The sequence below is a fragment of the Sphaerochaeta sp. genome, assembly GCA_022482495.1.
GTDB lineage: Bacteria > Spirochaetota > Spirochaetia > Sphaerochaetales > Sphaerochaetaceae > RUG023.
Genome location: JAKVPA010000009.1, coordinates 1 through 22293, shown reverse-complemented (window position 1 = coordinate 22293; position 22293 = coordinate 1). Strand labels below are relative to the sequence as shown.

20 protein-coding genes and 1 tRNA gene are annotated in these 22293 nt (G+C 55.1%); 8 read left to right on the top strand and 13 right to left on the bottom strand.

Going from position 1 to position 22293, the window contains the following annotated elements:
- Positions 1-32: 32 nt before the first annotated feature.
- The 4 genes from LKE28_09740 to LKE28_09725 are packed head-to-tail and all read left to right on the top strand — an operon-like array spanning position 33 to position 4086.
- Positions 33-536: a nucleoside deaminase gene (locus tag LKE28_09740; protein ID MCH3908494.1), complete on the top strand. Its 504-nt coding sequence runs from the start codon at positions 33-35 to the stop codon at positions 534-536.
- Entirely contained in the window at positions 533-1492 is a 960-nt protein-coding gene (locus LKE28_09735; protein ID MCH3908493.1) for a translation initiation factor 2, read from the top strand. The genes LKE28_09740 and LKE28_09735 overlap by 4 nt, the downstream gene beginning before the upstream one ends.
- 9 nt (positions 1493-1501) lie before the next feature.
- Complete coding sequence (locus tag LKE28_09730) at positions 1502-2221, top strand: MTAP family purine nucleoside phosphorylase (protein MCH3908492.1); 720 nt, start codon at positions 1502-1504, stop codon at positions 2219-2221.
- Positions 2218-4086: a DUF2207 domain-containing protein gene (locus LKE28_09725; GenBank protein ID MCH3908491.1), complete on the top strand. Its 1869-nt coding sequence runs from the start codon at positions 2218-2220 to the stop codon at positions 4084-4086. The genes LKE28_09730 and LKE28_09725 overlap by 4 nt, the downstream gene beginning before the upstream one ends.
- 48 nt (positions 4087-4134) lie before the next feature.
- Here the strand turns inward: LKE28_09725 and putP are convergent, their stop codons facing one another.
- The 5 genes from putP to LKE28_09700 form a co-directional block, all read right to left on the bottom strand.
- The gene (putP, locus tag LKE28_09720) at positions 4135-5625 is read right to left on the bottom strand and encodes a sodium/proline symporter PutP (GenBank protein ID MCH3908490.1); all 1491 of its coding nucleotides are present in this window, start codon (positions 5623-5625) and stop codon (positions 4135-4137) included.
- 118 nt (positions 5626-5743) lie between these two features.
- A complete protein-coding gene (locus LKE28_09715) occupies positions 5744-6793 on the bottom strand; it encodes an extracellular solute-binding protein (GenBank protein ID MCH3908489.1) in 1050 nt (349 codons plus the stop codon).
- 230 nt (positions 6794-7023) lie between these two features.
- A complete protein-coding gene (locus tag LKE28_09710) occupies positions 7024-7827 on the bottom strand; it encodes an ABC transporter permease (protein MCH3908488.1) in 804 nt (267 codons plus the stop codon).
- The gene (locus LKE28_09705; protein ID MCH3908487.1) at positions 7824-8771 is read right to left on the bottom strand and encodes an ABC transporter permease; all 948 of its coding nucleotides are present in this window, start codon (positions 8769-8771) and stop codon (positions 7824-7826) included. Before LKE28_09705 ends, LKE28_09710 begins: the two co-directional genes overlap by 4 nt.
- On the bottom strand, positions 8768-9901 hold the full coding sequence (locus LKE28_09700) for an ABC transporter ATP-binding protein (protein MCH3908486.1): 1134 nt from the start codon (positions 9899-9901) through the stop codon (positions 8768-8770). The genes LKE28_09705 and LKE28_09700 overlap by 4 nt, the downstream gene beginning before the upstream one ends.
- Positions 9902-10072: 171 nt before the next feature.
- On the opposite strand from LKE28_09700, the gene LKE28_09695 reads away from it, so the two are divergent.
- Entirely contained in the window at positions 10073-10402 is a 330-nt protein-coding gene (locus LKE28_09695; GenBank protein ID MCH3908485.1) for a hypothetical protein, read from the top strand.
- Between the two features lie 128 nt (positions 10403-10530).
- On the opposite strand, the gene LKE28_09690 is transcribed toward LKE28_09695, so the two are convergent.
- Together LKE28_09690 and LKE28_09685 are read right to left on the bottom strand one after the other, a co-directional pair.
- A complete protein-coding gene (locus LKE28_09690; protein ID MCH3908484.1) occupies positions 10531-10941 on the bottom strand; it encodes a hypothetical protein in 411 nt (136 codons plus the stop codon).
- A gap of 175 nt (positions 10942-11116) precedes the next feature.
- On the bottom strand, positions 11117-12148 hold the full coding sequence (locus LKE28_09685) for a DUF2156 domain-containing protein (protein ID MCH3908483.1): 1032 nt from the start codon (positions 12146-12148) through the stop codon (positions 11117-11119).
- A 140-nt stretch (positions 12149-12288) separates the two neighbouring features.
- Here LKE28_09685 and LKE28_09680 point away from each other — a divergent pair.
- Positions 12289-12362 (top strand) — tRNA-Arg (locus tag LKE28_09680).
- A 29-nt stretch (positions 12363-12391) separates the two neighbouring features.
- On the opposite strand, the gene LKE28_09675 is transcribed toward LKE28_09680, so the two are convergent.
- On the bottom strand, positions 12392-14218 hold the full coding sequence (locus LKE28_09675; protein MCH3908482.1) for an ABC transporter ATP-binding protein/permease: 1827 nt from the start codon (positions 14216-14218) through the stop codon (positions 12392-12394).
- A complete protein-coding gene (locus tag LKE28_09670; GenBank protein ID MCH3908481.1) occupies positions 14205-15926 on the bottom strand; it encodes an ABC transporter ATP-binding protein/permease in 1722 nt (573 codons plus the stop codon). The genes LKE28_09675 and LKE28_09670 overlap by 14 nt, the downstream gene beginning before the upstream one ends.
- A 339-nt stretch (positions 15927-16265) precedes the next feature.
- Between LKE28_09670 and LKE28_09665 the strand changes: the two genes are divergently transcribed.
- Together LKE28_09665 and LKE28_09660 are read left to right on the top strand one after the other, a co-directional pair.
- On the top strand, positions 16266-17570 hold the full coding sequence (locus LKE28_09665) for an ISL3 family transposase (GenBank protein ID MCH3908480.1): 1305 nt from the start codon (positions 16266-16268) through the stop codon (positions 17568-17570).
- 92 nt (positions 17571-17662) lie between these two features.
- Positions 17663-18055, top strand: coding sequence for a hypothetical protein (locus LKE28_09660; protein MCH3908479.1), 393 nt, complete (start codon positions 17663-17665; stop codon positions 18053-18055).
- A gap of 216 nt (positions 18056-18271) precedes the next feature.
- Here the strand turns inward: LKE28_09660 and LKE28_09655 are convergent, their stop codons facing one another.
- From LKE28_09655 to LKE28_09640, 4 genes are all read right to left on the bottom strand, one after another.
- Positions 18272-18514 carry a hypothetical protein gene (locus tag LKE28_09655; protein ID MCH3908478.1) on the bottom strand — a complete coding sequence of 81 codons (243 nt, stop codon included), beginning with the start codon at positions 18512-18514 and terminating at the stop codon, positions 18272-18274.
- A gap of 370 nt (positions 18515-18884) precedes the next feature.
- Complete coding sequence (locus LKE28_09650) at positions 18885-19952, bottom strand: site-specific integrase (protein MCH3908477.1); 1068 nt, start codon at positions 19950-19952, stop codon at positions 18885-18887.
- A complete protein-coding gene (locus tag LKE28_09645; protein MCH3908476.1) occupies positions 19933-20901 on the bottom strand; it encodes a tyrosine-type recombinase/integrase in 969 nt (322 codons plus the stop codon). Before LKE28_09645 ends, LKE28_09650 begins: the two co-directional genes overlap by 20 nt.
- Entirely contained in the window at positions 20891-22165 is a 1275-nt protein-coding gene (locus tag LKE28_09640; protein ID MCH3908475.1) for a tyrosine-type recombinase/integrase, read from the bottom strand. The genes LKE28_09645 and LKE28_09640 overlap by 11 nt, the downstream gene beginning before the upstream one ends.
- Positions 22166-22293 lie beyond the last annotated feature (128 nt).

Below are 22293 nucleotides of genomic sequence, written 5' to 3'. Positions count from 1 at the left end.
GTCAATCGTCATCACTCTGCTACGCTTTTCGTATGGGTACCGTGTGTGATGGGACGTTGACGGAGCTTGACCTCCGTATGTTGTATGAGGCTGTGGCGGTCGCCCACCAGGCGAAAGAAGCAGGCAATCATCCATTTGGCGCGTTGGTGGCGGATGCACAGGGCCATGTACTGGTCCGCGCGGGAAATGACCACCGTGACAGTCCCGCGCTTCACGCCGAAACAAAGGCGTTGCTGGAAGCGGGACGTCGGTTTGACCAGGAAACGCTCAGCCGATGCACCCTGTACACCACCGCCGAGCCGTGCGTGATGTGTACCGGCGCGCTGTACTGGACGGGGGTTCCCCGTTTGGTGTACGGCATCAGTGAACGGGATCTTCTGGCATTGACCGGAGACAATCCGGAAAACCCCACCTTCAGCCTGGACTGCCGCACCGTGCTTCGCGCCGGACAAAAAACGATCACCGTCATCGGACCGGTGAAAGATCCCAATCTGGTGGAAGCGATTTTGGCCGACCATCGAGGGTTCTGGAAATGATCACGCTGCCGTACCTGCTTCGCGGCGAGAACATCGCTCGGGTGGAACATGGCGCCTTGTTGATAGGCGACCGACGGGTGTTCCCGTTCCGAAGGGAATTCGTCGCCTGCCACAACGCCCAGGAAATCGCCCAGGCGATCAAGGACATGGTCACCCAAGGGGGCGGACCACTGGAAGTCGCCCTTCAGGCGCTCCCGTACCTTGCGCGGAAAAGCGCCTCTTTCTCCGCGCTGGAATCGGATATGGGAAAGATCATCCAGGCGCGCCCCACCAACACCACGATGAAGCGCACCGTGCTTTCTCTTCTGTCCCAGGAGAAAGGGGACGCGGATTACGCGGATAAACTCCAGACGTTGGTTGCCCGGACGTTGGACCAATTCCAACAGGATTACCTTGCGATGGGGAAGCTGGGAGCATCGTTGCTTCCTCAGGACGCCAAGGTGCTCACCACCTGCTTCGCCGAGCATTCCCTCTGCTCTACGTTGCAGTTCGCCAGGGAACAAGGGAAACAGGTCTCCGTATTGGTCAACGAAACCCGGCCCTACCTGCAAGGAGCGCGGCTTACCGCGCCAAGCCTGAAGGAGCTGGGCTTTGATGTACGGTTGATCACCGATGGAGCGGGGGCTGCCTGCATGGCGGAGGGGTTGGTGAACATCTACCTGACCGCCTGCGATCTTGTTTGCGCAGACCGGAGCGTTGCCAACAAGACCGGCACCCTTCCCAACGCCATCGCTGCATCGTATCATCATATTCCGTACGTGGTGTTCGCCGTCTCTCCCGATCCTACCAAACGAACCATGGAAGAGATGGTGGTGGAGTGGCGGGATGGGAAGGAAGTGACCCACTGCATGGGACAACCGGTAACCGATCCCTCGGTGGAAGGGTTGTATCCGGCGTTTGACCGAATCCCCGGGTCTCTGGTCACCCACATCGTGACACCGGAGGGCATCATCTAGGAGGCGCTGATGAAAGCGATCATCGGAGGAACGGGACTGGATCACCCAAATGGCATTCAGGTGACGGAGAGAAGGATATCAACTCCCTTTGGCGTTGTGCCGGTATCCATCGGGGAAGGGAAGGACACCTCTCTGGTGTTCCTCGCCCGCCATGGCTCGCTGCATGACACGCCACCTCATCTGGTCAATTACCGCGCCAACATCGCGGCATTGAAGAAACTGGGCGTGGACGCGCTTGTCGGCGTGTATGCCGTCGGCTCGATCACCCGGTTCCTCCTGCCGGGGCAGTGTGCCGTGGTAGCCGATTTTCTGGATTTCGCTTCCGCTTCCCGTCAGGGGACGTTCTTCACCGGAGGTGAAGCGGGAGTGCGTCATGTGGCGATGGACCAGCCGTTTGACCAGAATCTCCGCTCCACGTTGCTGGCTGGAAATCCCACATGGAAGGATGGGGGCGTGTATGTGACCACCCCCGGGCCTCGGCTTGAGACCAAGGCGGAGATCCGGGCGTATCGCGCACTTGGCGCCGACTATGTGGGCATGACGCTGGGGACGGAAGCGACACTGGCCAAAGAGGCCGGCATCGCCATGGCCGCCGTGGCGTACAGCGTCAACTGGGCCGCCGGAGTCGCGGAAGAGGGGATGGCGTTCCTCTCCGACGCAGATGCCGGATCGCTGGCGTCCTCATTGCTCGGGGCCATCCGAACTGTTTTGTTGAAGGAACGAATATGAAACGAACGTTGGGCCTCTTGATGGCGCTGCTTGTCACCATAACCGCATCAGTGTGGGCGGCGACGGATTATACCATCACCGATTACCGGATGGATGTGGTGGCCAGTGATGCCAATGTCCTTTCCGTGACGGAGACGATCGACGTGTACTTCTCCATGCCGCGCCATGGGATCTATCGATCCATTCCTATCCGGTTTGGAGACAAACGGGTGGGAGTATCCCATCTTCAATCTACCGTCCCCATGACACGGGATTCCGTATCGGATGATTATCTGACCTTCCGCCTGGGAGACGCCAACCGGTATGTCCAAGGGGCGCAACGCTATGTGATCTCCTACCAGTACGCCATCGGGGATGACCGGAACCCCGCCTATGACGAACTTCTGTATGACCTGTTGGGAACTTCGTGGGAATGCCCGATCGAGAGGTTCTCCTTTTCCGTCATCATGCCGCACCCCGTCGATCCCACCCGGATTTGGGTCGCGGTGGGGGCGGAAGGTTCAGATACGCCGGGCTCGTTCACCGTCTCTTCCGACCGTCTGGTCGTCAGTGGGTCAGCCCAGAACCTCGGGGAAGGAAAAGGGTTGAACCTCCGCATCGAACTCCCGGAAGGATATTTCGCTTCGGTGGTCAAGGAGAAGGATTGGTCAACCCTTGCCACAGGAGTCTCGCTTCTTTCCGCGCTCATTGTCATCGCGTTGACCATCTGGCTGTTCCTGCGGTATGGTCGTGATGATCCCGTCATTCCCGTCGTCCGGTTTGACGCGCCTCAAGGGCTTTCGCCGATGGACGTAGGGTATCTCAGCGATGGATCGGTCGACCCCAAGGATCTCTCCGCCATGGTGTTCTACTGGGCGGACAAGGGGTGTCTTTCGATTTCCTTGCCGCAGAAAAAACTGTTCCAGTCGCAGGAGTACGTGTTCACCAAAATCAAGGAACCGGAAGGTGGACAACCCTATGAACAGGACTTTTTCGACGCGTTCTTCCGTTGCGGAACGGATGGCGTGGTTCGCCTTTCCGAAATGAAGAGTACTCGTTTTTCCAAGGATGTGACGGCGGTGAAGGCGGCGGTGAAGTATCGGTTCTCCCATGGGGAGAACGCCTTGCAGGATGGCAAGGCTGACCGGGTTAAGGCGATCGCCGGCATCCTTTCATTTCTTCCCGTGCTGGTGTCTGTCGTCGCGGTGGAAAAAGGGTTTCTGGATGTGGAGAGCGCCCAAGTGCTCCTTCTGGGGATCATCAGTGTGGGCGTCGCTTCCGTCATGGCACGGTTCATCGCTTCCTGGTCGTTGACCGTATCCAAAGCCCGGTTGTTCCTCGCCGCCTTGGTGGGGATCGTCGTGACCTTCATCTGTTTCGGGGGTGTTGGATATTCCTTGTACCAGGAAGGATGGAAAGGTGTGGTGATCGCTCTCTCCTCCACGGTGCTGTCTGCTTTCGCGGCGACCGTCTCCGCGTTCATCGGCAGGAGAAGCCCGTACGGCGTGAAGGTATTGGGAGAGACGCTGGGCTACCGTGAGTTCATCGCAACGGCGAAGATCGAGCAACTGAAGATGATGATCGACCAGAATCCGCAGCTGTACTATCACGTTCTGTCCTACGCCATCGTGTTTGGATTGGAGAAGAAATGGGCCCGGAAGTTCCAGGGCATCATGGTGGAGAATCCCGCCTGGTGCGATGGCCCCGCGGGCTCTTTGGGAGACGCCATGATGCTGGGCGCCATGATCGGCTCGCTCCAATCCTCCGTCGCTCGGAACCTGTATGCCCAAGCGGCTTCCACGCCCCGTGGCCCCATCCATTCGTCATTCGGTGGTGGTGGGTTCGTCGGGGGTGGTTTCGGTGGTGGCGGGGGCGGCGCCTGGTAACAAAAAAGCCGGCGTTCAGCCGGCGGCTCTCTGAAAAGGAAACATCCTTCAGCTTGCCTTGAGGGAAGCCTGGAATTGATCGAACTCCGCCTCAACGGTGCTGTTGTCGCTCTTGTCCAGCAGACTGAACACCACCAGGAAGAGGGTAGCGATGATGAACGCGGGAAGCAGTTCGTACAGATCGAACAGACCTCCATGGAGCTGTTTCCATACGATGACCGTCACCCCTCCGCTGATCATCGCGGCGATGCAGCCTTTGCGGGTCGCTTTCTTCCAGAACACCGAAGCCAGGATGGCCGGTCCGAACGTCGCGCCGAAGCCCGCCCAGGCGTAACTGACGATCCGGAATACGGAAGAATTCTGATCCATTGCCAGGAAGATGGCGATCAACGTAATGGCAATGACGGAAATTCTGCTGACCATCAACACTTCCTTGTCACTGGCGCGTTTATGGATGAACGTCTTGTACAGGTCTTCGGAGAACGCGCTGGAGGCGACGAGCAGCTGGCTGTCCGCCGTGCTCATGCTAGCCGCAAGAATTGCGCAGAGGAAGATGCCGGCGATGAACGTGGGGAAGAGCAGTTTGGCGCTGTCGATGAATACCGACTCCGCCGCAGCCTGACTGGCGTATGCCGGGCTGATGATCAGTTTGCCGACCACACCGACGATCAGGGCGCAGAACATGGCGATGAATACCCATACCATGGAGATGCGGCGTGCCGTCTTGATGTCTTCGTTCCGCTTGATGCTCATGAACCGTACCAGGATGTGTGGCATGCCGAAGTACCCCAGACCCCACGCCAGGGTGGAGATGGCGTTCATCACCCCATACTTCTCTCCTGCGAACGGATTGACGAACTGGGAGCCCATCGCCTTCAGGCTCTCAAACGAATAGGACGCGCCTCCGGCATGATTGATTCCTAGGAACACGGTGATGGCCAACGCGATGAACATCAACGTACCCTGCAGGAAATCGGTGGAGACGACGGCAAGATACCCGCCCATCAACGTATAACCCAGAATCACCACGACGCCCAACAGCAGGCCGGAGTAGTAGCTCATCCCGAATACCGAGTTGAACAGTTTGCCGCAGGCGACGAATCCGCTTGCCGTATAGATGACGAAGAACAGGATGATCAACACGGCGCCGATCGCCTTGATGACGCCGCTCTTGTCATGGAACCGGTTGGACAGGAACTCCGGAATGGTGATGGAATTCTTGGCCTGAATGGTGTATATCCTCAGCCGTTTTGCGACAAACAGCCAGTTCAGGTACGTGCCGATCAACAGCCCCAGCGCCGTCCAGAACGCTTCCTTCAATCCGGAGAAATAGGCGACACCGGGAAGACCCATCAACAGCCAGCTGGACATATCCGACGCTTCCGCGGAAAGGGCGGTGAACCAGGGGCCCACGTTCCTTCCTCCCAGGAAGTAGTCATCCGTTTTTTTCGTCTTGCGCATTGTGACGAACCCGATGATCAGCATCAACACCAGATAAATAATGAACGCCAATGCCGTCAAAAGATTTGTGTACGTCATCCCACAACCCCTCTTTCACTTTGCTAAGATGGTACCAGCATAGCGGAAACGAGGGGTTGGAGACAAGCGAAAATTGTGTCTATATTGTATATTTATGCAATAATATCGATACGACCACTCACTGATCGTACCGGATCTTCTGCCAAAGCGCGTTGTATTTGTCCAAATCGGCACCGAGATCCACGTATAGTTCGCTGTTGACGATGTCATCCGGTTGGAAATACGGCGTGGCGGTTTGGTATTGTCCCGCGTCGGTATTCACCGTGCTGGGATAGTTGAACGCGTCCAGGAACCGGGCGTACACCTTCGGGTCACAGAAGTAGTTGATGAACTGGTAGGCGTAGTCGATGTGCTTGGCGTCCTTGGGAATGACGAAGTTGTCGATGTAGCTGACACCCCCTTCCGGTGGAACAAAGAAATCGATGTCTCCCCACTGGTCTTCCGGCACTTCCTGGAATACGTTCTCCGCGTAGCAGTGGACGATGGTGAACTCCCCGCTGGCGAAACTCTTGCCGAAACTCTCCGAATCAAACTTGACCAGGTTGGGTTTCCACTGGGTGATGATCAGGTCGGCCGCTTCCTGCAACTGGGCGTCATCCGTCGTATTGGCGCTGTAGCCCAGGTATTTCAACGCGGCGCCCATCACCTCGCGCATGTCATCCAGCATGGACATCTTGCCCTTGTACCGGGTGTCGGCGAAGATCGACCAATCCCGCGCGTAATCCGTCACCTTTGTCTTGTTGACGGCGATCCCGCTGCCACCCGCGAAGTAGGGTACGCTGTACTGCATCTGGGGATCGTACTGGGCCATTTTGTTGATCTCCGGACGGATGTACTTCAGGTTGGGGATCTTGGAATGGTCAAGTTCATGAAGCATTCCCAGCTTGATCATGATGGAGACGTAGTCTTGGGAAGGAACGATCAGGTCATAGCCCTTCGCGCCGCCCCCCGCCTGGACCTTGGCGAACATCTCTTCGTTGGACGCGAAGTTGTCCACGATGACGGTGATGCCTGTTTCCTCTTTGAAGGATTGAAGGATTTCATCCGGAGTATAATAGGTCCAGTTGTATAGGTACAGTACCTTGTCTTCCTGGGTTTTGTGGCAACTGGTGAAAACCAGCACCACACCGATGAGAAGGACCAGCAGCAACGCTTGATGACGTTTCACGTTTCCCACCCCCTAAAACCTGCTTCGGAGTATACCAATTGCAACCAAAATGTAAAGTGGTTTTGGGCCTATTCCCTCATAAGCCGGAGATTATTTTCTCCGTATGGGGGAGTGTGCGCTTGGCTTTGCTCCATCCGCGTGATTTTCAAGATTTTTCCGCTCCCGAATGGAAGCGGAACCGACGAACAAGAGTGTAGCATATTACGAAGATTTGACCAACCGCCCTGAGATCAACCGGATGCGGCGACATTCTTCAGGAATCTGCGGAACACGAACGCCAGCAGCATCGTGCCGAGGATCATGACGAACGAAAGCGCGTTGATCACCGGGGAGACTCCGTAGCGGATCTGTGAGTAGACGTAGATGGGCAGCGTCCCCGATCCCGGTCCGCTGACAAAGAACGTGATGACGAAGTCCTCAAGGCTCATCGTCACGCACATCAGGAACGCTGACATGATGCCGGGCATCAGCGACGGAATGGTGACCATCACCAGGGTCTGCACTTCGTTGGCTCCCAGGTCATGGGCCGCCTCGATGGTGCTGTAGTCGAACTCGTCCAGTCGTGCCGAGACCATCATGAACGCGAACGGAAGCTCGAAGGTGGTGTGGGCGATGAAGATCGTCACCATGCCGAGGTTCAGATGCACGGCGGAGAAAAAGATCAACATGGAGACGCCGATGATCACCTCCGGCAGAACCATCGGCAGATAGCTGATGGCGGTGATGTAGGTCTTTCCCTTGAACCGGTACCATTTGATGCCAATGGACGCCAGCGTTCCCAGAAGCGTCGCGGTGACGCTGCTGGCCAGGGCGATGATCACGCTGTTCTCAAACGCACGCCACAGCGGCTGGCTGCCGAACAGCAGCTTCTCGTACCAGACGATGGACGCGCCATGCCATTCCATCCCCTTGGTGCTGTTGAACGAAAAGAGCACGACGACAAACAGAGGGATGAACAGGAAGATGATCACCAGGCAAAGCATGGTGGTGCTGAACGAAAAATGCCTCTTGTTGGTGTAGGTGTGGTAGTTCATGACGCGCCTCCCTGATGGGTCTTGTGGTGTTCCGCCACGCTGTCCTCAAGCTCCGTCTGGGACGTGACGACCTTCTTCGACTGGGAAACCTGTTCCCTCGCTCCGGTGGTCAGCATCCAGAAGACGCCGATCAACGACAGGATGGTCAATACCATGGAGAAGGCCGAGGCAAGCGGCCAGTTTCTTGTCTTCGACACCTGGTCGACGATGATGTTTCCGATCATTGTGCTTTCCTTGCCACCGACGAGCAGCGGCACGGTGTACTCACCGAAGATCGGGATGAACGTGAAGATCAGGGAGGTGGTGATGCCGCTTTTGATGTTGGGCAGCAACACCAGGAACATTGACTGCGGTTTGGACGCCCCAAGATCCCTGGCGGCGTCAATCAACGAGAAGTCAAACTTGTCGATGGTGGTGAACAGGGGCAGAATGGCGAAGGGCAGATACATGTAGATCAACACGAGAATGACCGAACCGTTGTTGTAGATCATGTGGAGCGGCTGGGAGATCAGGTGGAGTTTGATCAGAATGTTGTTCAGAAATCCTTCGGTGGACAGCAGGCTGATCCACGCGTAGATGCGGATCAAGCTGTTGGTCCAGAACGGGATGATGATCAAGAACAGCAGGAGCGTCTGGTGCTTGCTCTTGGCCATGGCGTATCCGGTGGGAAGCGCCAGCGCCATGCAGAAGAACGTGGCCACGATGGTGATCCACAGTGTCCGGAGCAATACTTTGGCGAAGCTGGGATTGAACATCTGGCGGTACGCGGTGAGGGAAAACTTCCATTCCACGCCGCCGTACAGACCGCGTTTGAGAAAACTGTACAGGATGATGATGCCCAGCGGCACGGTGAAGAACAACGTGAACCACAGCCCCATCGGCCAGGCGTACGCCGTTCCTTTCAACTCTTCCTGGAACTGGTTCTTGCGTAACGGGCGGTTCATCGTTTCAGGTCCTTGATCAGATACCCGTCGGTAGCCGTCCAGTTGATGTACACATGATCCTTCCACTCAATTTCTGGACCGTCGTCCAGGAAGGTGGTGTGCTGCTTGAAGATCTTGAAGATCGGATGTTCTCCCGCGTCCAGCCGGACAAAGAATTTGGACTGGAAGCCGCTGTACACCGGCTCATCCACATATCCTTGGAAGCTGTTGACGCTCTGTCCGGGATGGACGGCAGGCGCTTCGCTGGTGATCCGGATCTTCTCCGGCCGGATGGTGAACGCCTCGTGGGCTCCCACCGGCTGGGGGTCGTAATCGGTGACGCTGACCTGCTGCCCCAGTTCGGGAATGTCCACCATGCACAGGTATTCATCCCCTTGTTTTTCGCAGGAGACGATGGTTCCTTCAAAGTAGTTGGTCTCCCCGATGAACTTGGAGACGAAACGGGTCGCCGGAGCCTCGTAGATTTCGTACGGGTTGCCGATCTGCAGCACCTGTCCCTGGTTCATTACGGCGATCCGATCACTGACGGAGAGCGCTTCGCTCTGGTCGTGGGTGACGTAGATGAACGTGATGCCCACCTGCTCATGCAGGTTGTCCAGGTCAATCAACAGACTCTGGCGGAGTTTGGCGTCCAACGCGGAAAGCGGTTCGTCCAAAAGGAGCACCTTCGGCTCGTTGATCAACGCGCGGGCGATGGCCACCCGTTGCTTCTGGCCGCCGGAGAGCATCGACGGTTTCTTGTCGATGTGTTGGTCCAGCTGTACCAGATGAATGTATTCACGCACCTTCTTGTCGATGGTTGCCTTGTCCAGTTTCTTCAGACGGAGCGGGAACGCGATGTTGTCATACACCGTAAGGTGGGGGAACAGCGCGTAGGTCTGGAAGACGGTATTGGATTGCCGTTTGTCCGGGGGGAGCGGCAACACGTCCTTGCCGTCGAACAAGACGTCTCCGGTATCCGGAGAATCGAATCCCGCAATGATGCGCAGCAGCGTCGTCTTGCCGCATCCCGAAGGCCCCAACAAGGAGAAGAACTCTCCTTTGTGAATCTGGATGGAGACGTTGTCCAGAGCTTTGAAATCCCCGTACGTCCGAGAGACGTTTTTGATGGTCACTTCCACGCCGTTCAATTTGGGTCGGTTACCCTCCTGCGTCATGAACAAATTGTATTTGGACTATGTTCTATTTAGGGGGTGTTGTCAATAAGATTGGAAGCTTTGTTCCCCTATCTCTTCACAATTCTTCATTTAACTTTTCTCGTGGCATTCAGTATGTTTTCTTCTGAGGAAGGTGAGACAAAGATGAAGAAAAGTGCGATTGTGAGTGTCGTGTTCGCGGGCGTGATGGTCGTCGTGGGTTTTGCCTTGATGGTCGGCAGTCTCTGCTCGTATCAGTTCCGTCCGATCATGGGCGGGTACATGATGTCATACCGGGGCGGATTCGTCGGCTACCAGGTGCTGTTGATGATCTTTGCCGCGGCGCTGTTCGTCGGTGGCATTGGCTTGCTTTGTCTGTCCGGATACCTGTTCGCCAAATCTTCTTCCTGTGAGAAGAAAACGGTAGCGGAACCGGTCAAACCGGAAGTCGCCAAAACTCCGGAAGCCGAGAAGCCTGAAACGTCCACCACGTAAATACGATCACGAACAAACAACGGTGTCGCTTTTCCAACGGCACCGCTTTTTGTTTTTCCTTATCATGAAGGGATAAAAAAAACGCCGCCACGCGAAACGTAGCGGCATTTCTTCTCGCAGAAGGGTGGTTAGGCGATGTGCGCGCACTGCATCTTGGCAAGCCACTTTCCAATGGACTTTCCATAGTTGGCGTCATAGTCAAGGGCTACATCAAACGCGTTGTCGTGCTTCTTGCCATCCTTAGCCATGTAGAACCAGTGGTCGCACAGCTCGAAGAACACATCATCACGCTTCTGGCCAGGGAAACTGGCGCTGGTGGTGAAGGTCTCCATCGCTTCGCTGATCGGCAGGTATACATTCTCCATCCAGGAGAACGCCACCTCCGTCCAGCTCAGATCGCGCCCCAGCTGACGATCGAGAAAGTATTTATGTCCTTTCACCTGTTCGGTTAATCTGTCTGCATCCTCTTCCGTGAACATATCCGTATTCTTGATGATAAGTTCAATGTTTTCTTTCAGCTCTTTTTCGTTCTTTTCCATAAGCTGTATTCCTTTCTTCCTTTCTTTTTACGCCCTCAATGTACTGTAAATATGGAAGAAGTTCAATCAATCTTTGCTATTTTATTTGAAGTGTTCCGCTCAGTAATTGTATTTTAACGTACTTATGAGGGAAGTATCGAAAATATATGAAAAAACTTTGAACACACCTTGTACATCAGAGGTAAGCGTGCCGGTGGGAGAAAAATGCATGGACGTAATCATGGAAGCCCTTGCTGTCCAACACATCCGCCATGGCGTACCGCATCCGGAAGGTGAGCAGGCGGGGACGGGAGACCACGTACACCGGCTCCCAGCGGGTGGGGGCGTACTCAGCTTTGGCGTTTTTCAGGGATTGGAAGCCATAGACCCGATTCATATGTCGGTACAGATACCGGCATTCCCACTGGAATCCTTTCCGTTTCCATGGTTCGTGGACATCCGCCAGCGGAGCGATGCCAAGACTTGCCGTCGTATGTCCTTCTTCTCGGAACTTGGCGAATGCCTGGGTGATGACCAGTTGGATGGCGCCATACACGGCGTCAGGACGCCTGCGGGTCACATCAGCCATGTAAGCCGTCCCGCCACGGTAGGGGAGAAAGACAACGAACGCTTCAATCCGCCCATCCGGCGCCTGGGCGTACAGGTACCGTTTGTCAGTGGGATTGTCAAAGCCCACATCCCCGAGGGCGAATTGGAGCCGGGATGTTTGCTTGCCGGAAAACCACCGGTTGGTGATCGCTTCGAATTCCTGCTCGATGAAAGGGTTTCTCCCCTGGGTTGGAACGTATTCCTTCACCACCAGCCCCGCTTTCTTTGCGTGGTTCACCGCGGCGCGGAGTTTTGCCGCTTTGCCGCCACGGAGGTTCCATGTGGTGAGATCGAACACCGCTTCCTCGCCAATGGAGGCGATGCCGAACCCACAGGCGCGGTAGACGGAAAGGAACCGTTCTCCGGGAAACAACAGCACCAGCCGGTACCGATGCCGCGCCGCGTAGCGTTTGATTTCATTGAGAAACGATGGCATCATTTCGGGAGGACAGATGGGGTCGGCGCAGACGATCATCACGCCATGGGAGAGGGCGTACGCCGCCACGCCTTCCCCGTTTTGGGAGAAGAACCACTGTTTGTCCGGTTCCAACGCGAGATACGCCATGGAGTTCCACGCGTAGTTCCGGACCAGGCTCCATACGCGTTCCCTGTCTTCCATATCTTCATCGTACTCAAAAGGAAAAAATGAAGCTTGTACGCCATTTCCATTGGCGTCCGGTTTCTTTCCGTTTTACGGCTTGAATGAGGAATAAAAAACCGTTATAACTGTCATGCAATACTTTTTCGTTATTATTGCTCGTGCCTGTAGCTCAGTTGGATAGAGCACCTGCCTTCTAAGCAGGGTGTCGAAGGTTCGAACCCCTCCAGGCATAACCAAGCCGTTCCGCAAGGGACGGCTTTTCTATGGTTCCTTGACGCCGCTCTGGCTGAGCACCATGCTCCGATACCGTCCTGGGGCCACCAACAGCGACGCGTGGGTTCCCTGTTGGACGATGCGGCCTCCGTCGATGACAAAAATCCAGTCGGCATCCCGGATGGTGGAAAGACGATGGGCGATCAAAAAGGTCGTCCGGTGTTCCATCAGCCCGATCATGGCATGTTGGATCTCTTTCTCCGTCCGGGTGTCCACCGAACTGGTCGCTTCGTCAAGGATCAACAGGGAGGAGGGGCGGAGCGCGGCGCGGGCGATGGCCAGTTGCTGCCGTTGTCCTTCGCTCAAGCGGTCGGCGTTTCCCTGGATGACCGTCTCATATCCTTCCGGCAACATGGTGATGAACGCGTCGGCGTGGGCCAGTTCAGCCGCGGCGCGCACCTCGTCCATGGTTGCCTCCGGTTTTGCGTACCGGATGTTGTCGGCGATGGTACCGGTGAACAGGCAGGTATCCTGCAACACGACGGAGATGTTCTTGTGCAGATCCTCCCTCCGGTACCTCCGGATGTCCTCACCGTCGATCAAGACGGAACCGGAGTCGCAATCATAGGCCCGGGAGATCAGATTGACAATGGTCGTTTTCCCTGAACCGGTCTCTCCGACCAACGCGACATGAGCTCCAGGCTGTACATGGAACGAAATGTCATGGAGAATTTTCCGCTTGCCGTCATAGGAAAAACAGACGTGCTGGAACGTCACCTCTCCGGAGAGGGTTTGTGCCGCGACGGCGTCTTTGGTATCCGGCTCTTCCTCGTCGGCGTCCAGCACCTCGAATACCCGTTCCGCTCCCGCCAGCGCCGACTGGATGGTGTTGAACAGACCGGCCACCTGGTTCAGCGGGGAAGCGAAGTGTTTGGCGTAGCTGAGAAACGAGACGACTACGCCGATGGACACCAGGCTTTGGGCGGAAAGGAGTCCTCCGACAATGGCGATGACGGAGAAGGTAAGGTTGTTGATCACGTTCATCATCGGCATCATGAAGCCTGAGTGGATCTGCGCCTTCGTTCCGTACGTCTTCAGCTTTTGGTTCTCCTGGTCGAACCGGTCCAACACATCCTGTTCCTTTCCGAACGCTTTGACCATCGTCAGTTGCTGGATGTGTTCCTCGATGATGCCGCCAATGGCCCCCAAGGAGCGTTGCTGGCCCAAGAAATTCTTCGCGCTTCGTTTGGCGATGATCCGGGTGAGGATGACCACCAGCGGCACGCTGCCCAGGACGCAGAGGGTCAGCGTCAGGTTCAGGGACGCCATGGCAATCAACGAAAAGAGCAAGGTGAACAGGCTTGCGGAAAGCTGAGTGGCTGACTGGGCGATGGTAAGGCTGATCATATCCACATCGCTGGTCAGCCTGCTCATCGTGTCCCCTCTGCTGTGGGTGTCGTAGTAGATGACGGGCAGATGCTGCATCTTGGCGAAGAACGCCTGCCGGAGACGGTGCACCAAGTGCTGGGAAATCTTCAGGACAATCAACGCGCTTTGACGGGAGGATATCCAGTTGGCAAGGTGGAGGACCACCAAGGCGGACAGGAGCCCGCAAAGCCGACGGGTGTCCACCGTTCGTGCCGTCAGGGAGAACAGGTCGAATACCTTGCCGACAAACAGCGGTATGATGACACCCACTCCTGCGGAAAGCGTGGTGAGCACCATGGCGACGAACACCCCGCCACGGAATTCCATGAACAAGGAAAACAGCCGGCGGGCCGTCTGTCTGCCGTGCTTTGGTTTTTCTTTGGGGGCGAACCGCGCAGGTCCTCCAACTTTTGGCCCTCCCATCCGGGGCAGTTCAACGGTCGCCATACAGCCCTCCGTTCTGCGTCTGCCAGATATCCTGGTATACCGGACAGGAAGCAAGCAGTTGCGCGTGGCTTCCCAAGCCCATCTGTTTTCCGTTTTCCAGTACCAATATCCGTTCGGCGCTGATGGCCGTGGAGCACCGTTGGGTGATCAACAGGGTGGTGGGGCGGGGGGAACGGGACAGAAGCGCCTGCTGCACCCGCGTGGCGGTCAACGCGTCCAACGCGCTGGTCGCGTCATCCAGAATCAGAATCGGGGTGTTCCGAAGGATGGCGCGGATGATGGCGATCCGTTGCTTTTGTCCTCCGGACAGGTTGGCGCCTCCGGCGTCAATCCTTCCTTCCAGTCCTCCGGGAATATCGTACAGGAAGGCCGCGTCGGCGATATCAATCGCATCCTTGACCGCGTCATCCGTCGCCTGAGGCGCGCCCCAGGTCAGGTTTTCCCGTACCGTTCCGGTAAACAATGAGGGTTTTTGTGGTACCAGCGAGATGGCATGCCGCACTTCGTCGGTCCCGTACGCGGAAATGGGATTGCCATCCAGCTGCAACATCCCATCCTTCACTTCATACATCCGCAGGAGCAACCAGGCAAGCGTGGATTTTCCACTGCCCGTCGGACCGATGACCGCCAGGCTTGCGCCGGGTTCCAAGTGGAACGTGATGTCATCCAATGCCATCGTCCCGCTTCCCTCCGGGTAGGAGAAATCCAGATGATTGCAAGTGATCGCCCCATGGATCACCTTTCCCATATGGATCGTGGAAACGTCATCCGGAGCCTGCATCACTTCATCAATCCGTTCCAGCGACGCCTTGGTTCGTACGAAGATGTTGAAGATGTTGGTGATCATCAACAGGGAGGAAAGCATCTGCGCCATGTAGATGGTGAATGCCGAGATGTCTCCGGCATTGGTCATGCTGAGGGAAAACAAACGGGATCCCCAGAAGAGGACAAGTACGGTGCCAAGCCCGACGATCAGGGTGAGAAGCGGGGAGAGGAGCGTGACGGGGCGTTGCGCCTGCACCGCCGTGGTGCGGAGCGCGTCGTTGTCTGTTCCGAATTTTCGTTGTTCTTCCTTTTCTGTACCGAACGCCTTGACCAGCCGGATGCCCAGAAGGTACTCCTCCACACGGGTGTTCAGGTGGTCCATGGCTTGTTGCAGGAGCCGGAATCGGGGATAGCTGGTCCGCATGCACTGGATGATCAAAAAGGTGACCAGCGCCACGACGGCGTAGATGATCAACGAAAGGCGCCAGGAAAGCAACGTGGCCAGAATGATGCTGCCCAGGCAGGTGACCGGCGCCTTGATGAACACCCGCATGGTTCCATTAACCATCTGGGTCACCTGCGTCACGTCTCCCGTCATCCGGGTGATCAACGATCCCGGTTGGATGTGGTCGGCGCTTTCCGTGGAAAGGGACAACGTTTTCTTGAACAGGTCATGGCGAAGATCAGCGCCGAAACTCTGGCTGACTTTTCCGGCGAGAACATTCCGTAGGGTGGCGAAGATCGCGCCGAACGCCGTGGCCAACAACATCAGGCGGCCCCAATGCCATACCTCGGGCAACGATTGCTGCTGGATGCCGTAATCGATGATCCTGGCCATAAACGTCGGGCAAAGAAGATCACACACCGCTTCCAGCGCGACACAGAGCACCGCGACCAGAAATTGGGTGCGGTACGTAGGAAAATACCGTCTGAAGATATCCATGCTTCGCCGCCTGGCACAGTATAGCACCCACGTTCGTTCGGGGGAACAGGGAAGGAAGATACGCATGAAAACCGGGATCTCCGCTTCCCAATGGGTCCCATTCCCTCGGTGGACAGGAAACATCTTCTTGGACCGTACTATCAACACATTTGTTTTGTTATCAAAGGGATTTCACGCACCAAGCAGAGCAACGGTATGCAAGGCTTGAAGCATGAATGGTTCCTGCGTATGATTTTATCAAAGAGGTTTGGGTTATTCGCTGTTTATGGTGGGTAGGAATCAATCGAGTATTCATAAATAGAAGGTGTTCTGCTATGTTTAGAGCAAGGAGCAAAGCAGATGATCGACCCGCATATTCAGAAACTTTTCAGCCTCGGATTGGGCCTTGAGGAACCTTGGCGCATCACTTCACTGGAGATGGTTCCGTCCGAGAAGCAGCCAACGCTGTTGGAACTCCACATACGGATCGATTTTAAGGAAGGGTCGAGTTTCCAGTATCCAGGATTCGACCAGAGCTGCAAGGTCCACGATACCCGAGAAAGAACCTGGAGGCATCTCAATTTCTTCCAGTACCGTTGCTACATCACCGCAAAAGTCCCCAGAATCATCACGCCCGACGGCAAGGTGAGGACCGTTTCGGTGCCCTGGGCAAGAAGCGGCAGCGGCTTCACCTTGATGATGGAGGGGGTGATACTCACCCTGGTGAAGCACATGCCGGTCAGGACGGTTGCCCGGGAGATCGGGGAGCACGACACCAAGCTGTGGCGCCTGATCGACTACCATGTGGAGGAGGCCCTCAAGGACCAGGACTTCTCGGATGTCAGTGCGATAGGGGTGGATGAGTACAGCCACAAGGGCCACAACTACATAACGGTCTTTCTTTCCCATCCCGATGTCGCCACCGATGAGGCCGGAAGGTGCAGGCAGGCGGGGAAAGCGAGGGTACTCTTTGTGACGGAAGGAAAAGACAAGGATGCCGTGAAACGTTTTCTTGAGCGTTTCAAGGAGAAGGACGGAAAACCCGGGCAGGTGAAGGTTGCCACCAGCGACATGATCCACGGCTACCGCAGCGCCCTGGGGGAGAGCTTTCCCGAGACCGTCGTCACCGTGGACAAGTTCCATGTGGTCAAGAATTGTTCGGATGCGGTGGACAATACCAGGAAACGGGAAATGCGCAGCAAGAACGCCGCAAAGACAAAGGACCTGAAAAAGACGCGGTACATCTGGCTGAAGAACCCCGACAACCTCACCGACAGGCAGCGGGAGCGGCTCGGCCAACTGCTCCAGGTCGAATATCTGGATACGGTCCAGGCCTACAGCTGCCGTCTTGAGCTGCAGGATTTCTATGAGACCCACAAGGCCTATGACGAGGACATGGTGTCTGACTTTGAGCGGCTGGCCATCAGATTCGCCAACTCGGCGGTCATGGAAATCCGCAAGTTTGCACAGTGCCTGACAAGGAATGCGGTGGAGATTCTTAACTACTTCCAGACCCTGAGGACCAATGCAATCCTGGAGGGGTTCAACTCGAAGATAAGCATCATCAAGAGCCGTGCGAGAGGCTTCAGGAACATGAGGAACTTCATGAACATGATCTACTTCGTCTGTGGAGAATTGTCTCTCCCCCTGCAGCCAATCATGTAGAGCTACCCACTATAAACAGCGAAAGGCCGAGGTTTGATATGGCAAGGCGATCCCCTTTTTCTTCTGAGCTCATGCGGAACGTGGTGTTTTCTGTGGATGGAAGGACCCTTTCCTGGGCAATGGAATTCCGGTCAAGAGACGAGCGTTCTGAACCAAGGTTTTTCTTGGTCAATGACCTGGGGGATTCCGCGTCGGTCGGATTCAAAAAGAAGTTGATCTACAACCAGCAGATTCCCGGTTCGAAAGAGGTAATCTCCCGGTGGATCGGAGATTTTACCGATATAGAACTCTTTTCCTTGAAAAAGGTACTGGATGCCAACTTTGTCATGATCGTGGTCGATGCCGCCAATGAGGTCCATGGGACGATCACCATGAAGGATCTGTTTTCCCCGAACGGAATGTACCAGCGCCTGCTTGTCTGCCAGATGAGTGAAACAAGACGGCAGGAGTTATATGACGCAATCCACGGACTCCTTGCGCCATAATTGCATGCAATGAAAGAACCATGCAGGATAGGATACAGAAAAGACGGCAACTCCGCTTTCCCATGGGTCCGATTCCCTCTATGGAAATTACTGGCTTGCAATTCAAACACCATCATCCATGATCAGCTTGTCAATGAGCTGTAAGGTCACAGAAGACTCGGAAAACCTTATGCGTGTCAGAGAAGGAATGACCGAATGCACAATACGGCGGGACGCTTACTCTTCCAGTGGAACATCGTACGACAATCCGGGATTGAGAGACAAGGCTTCCGCTACTTTACGGGAAATCAAGGAACTGTCCAACCTGTTACGGATGAACATGGATATTTCCCTTTCTGTTGGGGGGCGCTCAACTACGGACTTGCCGTCAGCCGAAGGAACGAGTACGGCTTCCAAAGAAACCCCAACTTCGTCCGAACGCATCGGAATATCCACAATATCCCAGTATCTGACCGCCATGGAAACCTCCTGTACTTCACATATCTGCAGAGGGAATCAAAATGTCCTTAATCCCTTCACCGTTTTCTTTTTGTCCGGATGCGAATCCAGATTCTCACTTCTGTGTCGTGGTTGGAAGCCAGCCGGAAACCTTTTTGTGGGGGAGGGGAAAAGGCCCTTTGACCAGTATCCTCCCTTGCCCAAAACGGATATTGAGGAGATACTCTGTCTCTTCAATAAGATAAATTTTTTATAACTTATTATTATAAAAGAAAATATAATCGGGGTTAAGTGGCTTGCAACTTTTCTGCTATTAAGTGGCGAAATACATTAAGTTGCATTTCGCCACTTTTTGTTTGAATCAAAGGGTCCAAAAACAGTTCGGAGCAACTTAATTTTTCTTGATTCCGTGACTTATCAGGAACTCATCATCTGAGAAGGTCCGTTCCTCAGCGACCTTGGCCTTTGCCAGCGGATGGTTTTGCTCCGTAGCCCTTTCGATGGCGTCCCTTTTCATCTTCAGACTTGCTTTTGCATAGATCTGAGTGGTGAGTGTACTGTTGTGACCAAGGATATGTGCGATTTCCGTCATGGAAGCGCCGTCATCGAGCAGATGCATGGCCCTGGAATGCCGAAAAGAATGAGGATGCACATTTTCAGGAATTTCCGGGCAGGTCTTTCTGGCGATGTCCGCATGCTTTTTCACCAGACGGATAATGGCGTATTTTGAAAGCTTCCGATGGTTTCCCGAAGAATCTTTTCGATAGAACAGATGATTGTTTGGCAGTGAATCCTTGTGGAATCTCCTGATGTAAACCTCCAAATGTTTTGCTGATTCCGTGATGGGTGCCATTCTCTGTTTGCCTCCTTTGCCATGAATCAGGATGTAAGGTTCTTCCGCATCCAGTATCACATCCCCCAGCTTGATTTCCGTGAGTTCGGAGTTCCTGCATCCCGTGTCGTACAGGACGATCATGGCGACCTGGTCGCGATGGCTGTTTCTTCCCAATGCAGGATTGGCCGATGCAAGGATAGCCTTGAGAGCTGTCTTGCTGAAATACTTCACGGTCTCATCCTGAGGGACTTTCTTCTTCGGGACAAGCTTCAGCTCGTTCAGTGTGGCGTTGAGCATTGGGCTTCTCGTGCTTGCATAATATATGAACGCCCTCACGACCCCCACATAAAGGTTGACTGTTTTAGGTGACAACCCATTTCCGTTAAAGCATTGCGTGGCGAAAGCCGTCACGGAATCCTTGCCGATGTCGTCGAAACCGAGGAAATCCATCCGTTTGCCAGTTGATTTCGACAAGTGGCCGAGGAACATCAAAAGAGCCACTCTGTAGGTGTCAATCGTTTCCCGACTGAGGTTCCTCTGGAGCGGGAGATACTCATTGAGATAATCCCCGAGATACGGGAACAGCTTGTTGTCCTCTTTGCTTCTAATCGTTTTCTTCATCATAATTGAACACCTCCGGGCATTCCTGCCATTTCATGTGCGACCTGATGCCAACAGAAGGGCACAGGATGTTGATATAGTACTCGGTCTGGAGCGTATCTTCGTGTCCGAGATATACGCTGAGAAACGGCAGGTTCCTGTCGACATCGATTCCCGTCGTGGACCATTTTGCAATGACATGGAACACAAACGTATGCCTTGCGTCGTAGGGACGGGGGAACCTGCCCATATGAGGTTTGATTCCCGCCTTCATGAAGCAGGCCTTGTTGATTCTGGAAAGCCATTTCCTGCCATAAGGTCCGCCATATGGGTTCTCGAAGAACCAGCATCGCTGGGGTATCCTTGTGCGTATCAGACAGTCGTATCTGGCGCAGAGACGGCGGACGGACTCATCCATTGGGATCGTCCTGCTTTTGCCGAATTTCGACTTCCGCACGGTGAGGAGTCCGTCCTTGAGGTTCATGTCACTGACCAGCAGCAGTCTTGCCTCGAAAGGCCTCAAGCCGCAGCAGAACATGACACGCAGGATTACCGGCACCACATATTCCCATTCGGGTGTGTGGTGGTTTTCAGCGAAAGTGTCTGCGGCGGCGAAATAGCCGGCAAGCTCGTCGTCCGTATAGATGAACGGGAGAAAACGTACCGTCTTGGGGGCATCCCTGTCCGGAACGACGTAGGCGTCCTTCCCAAGAAGTTTCTGGTAGTGGGAGAACATCCTGATCTTGGATATCCTGTGTTTCACGGTCACGCCCTTCTCTCCCGGTCGGAACGCACGCCACCTCGTGTATATCTCCTCCGTCAGCACGTCATCTCCAGGGAAATGCCGCAACGCGAAAGAGTCAAAGTCGGCAAGGATCGCCTTGTACGTACCCTCCTTGTAGCCGGTCTGGACCTTCATGCCGATGAATCCCTCGATGTCTGGAGCGAAAGGGCTCTTGAACTCATACCCCATGGAACACCTCCGACTTGCATTCGATTCCATCAAGCCCCAAGGCACAAAACCGCATCTCATGCGGCTTGATGGGTATGTAGCGCATGAACGCCTTCGCGTCGGTGTGGCCGAGCACCATCGATATCATGTCATGGTCGGCTCGGGACTGCAGGAGCCAGAGCCCCATGCTCCTCCTGATTGCGTGGAATCCTTTGCCTTTCGCCCTTTCGATCCCGCACCTGTCCATGATCCGTCCCATCACGGGAGCCATGGAGGTCATCTTGCGGTAGGGCTGATGGCCTGAGAGGAACAGATGGTCCATCCCTGCTCCTTGGGGACGTGCCGCATGGAGATATTCCCTGAGCGTCGAGACCGCTATCGGGTCAACAGGCAGTTCCAGAAGGACACCCGTCTTCTCCTGACGGAAACGCAGGGACCCGTTTTCCAAATCGATGTCGCCAAGTCTCAGGTTGGCGATGTCACATCCCCTGAGTCCCGTGAAGCTCGCAAGCACGAGTATCGCATAGTCGCGCATCCCCTCAGAAGTGCTCCTGTCAATGCCGTCGAACATCATCCGGAATTCCTGAGTGGTGAATGCCGGCAACACAACCGAATTTCTCCATTTCTTGAACGGCATGAGATGCTGTGACGCGTCGCCGTCTTTCAAGCCGATCCACTCAAGGTGGGAAAGGAAACCCCGGAGCATCTCCATGACACCGTTCATGTCGAGGCCTTCCGTTGCGCAGTCATCAAGGAACTCCAGGATGACCGGCATCCTGAGCTTGTTGAAGTCGTCGATGCCCTTCATCGCCATGAACGAGAGCAGAAGGGTGGCCCTCGATGCTTTCGCATGTGCGGTCTTCCTGATTCCCGACGCCATAAGCCGCGCCTCATAGCCGTCGAGCAGCTTCTGTTGCCCTAGGGTGAGTGATGCCAGCCGTGGGATGACCCGGACGACGGCTCTTGGAATCTCGTCCACGGGGATCTCGTTCAGGATGTTGATCCTCCTGCCGGCCCAGTAGTTGTCGATGTAACGGGAGACCCTGATGCGGGCGTTGTGGAAGTTCTTGCAGACGAACCCCTTGTCGTAGAGATTATCCGTCCATTTCCTGAAAAGCTCATTCGCCTCAGGCGTATAGTCCCGGATTCCCCTCAGGCCATAGAATTCAAGGACATGACCGTAACTGATCCTGTAGTCCTTGATCGTCGTTTCCCGCCTGTCCTCAACGGTGAGATACCGTAGGATGTCGTCGAAGGCGAGTCTCAAGAGAAAGAAATTTTCCATACGTATGCTCCTTGCGGTCGTCCTGGACCGCAAGAAAAGTATCGCATGCCTTGAAAATGAGGAATTATTAAGTTATCCTGATGCACGAACGGCGCTTTGGTTGAGAGAAAAGAAGAGAAAACGCCACT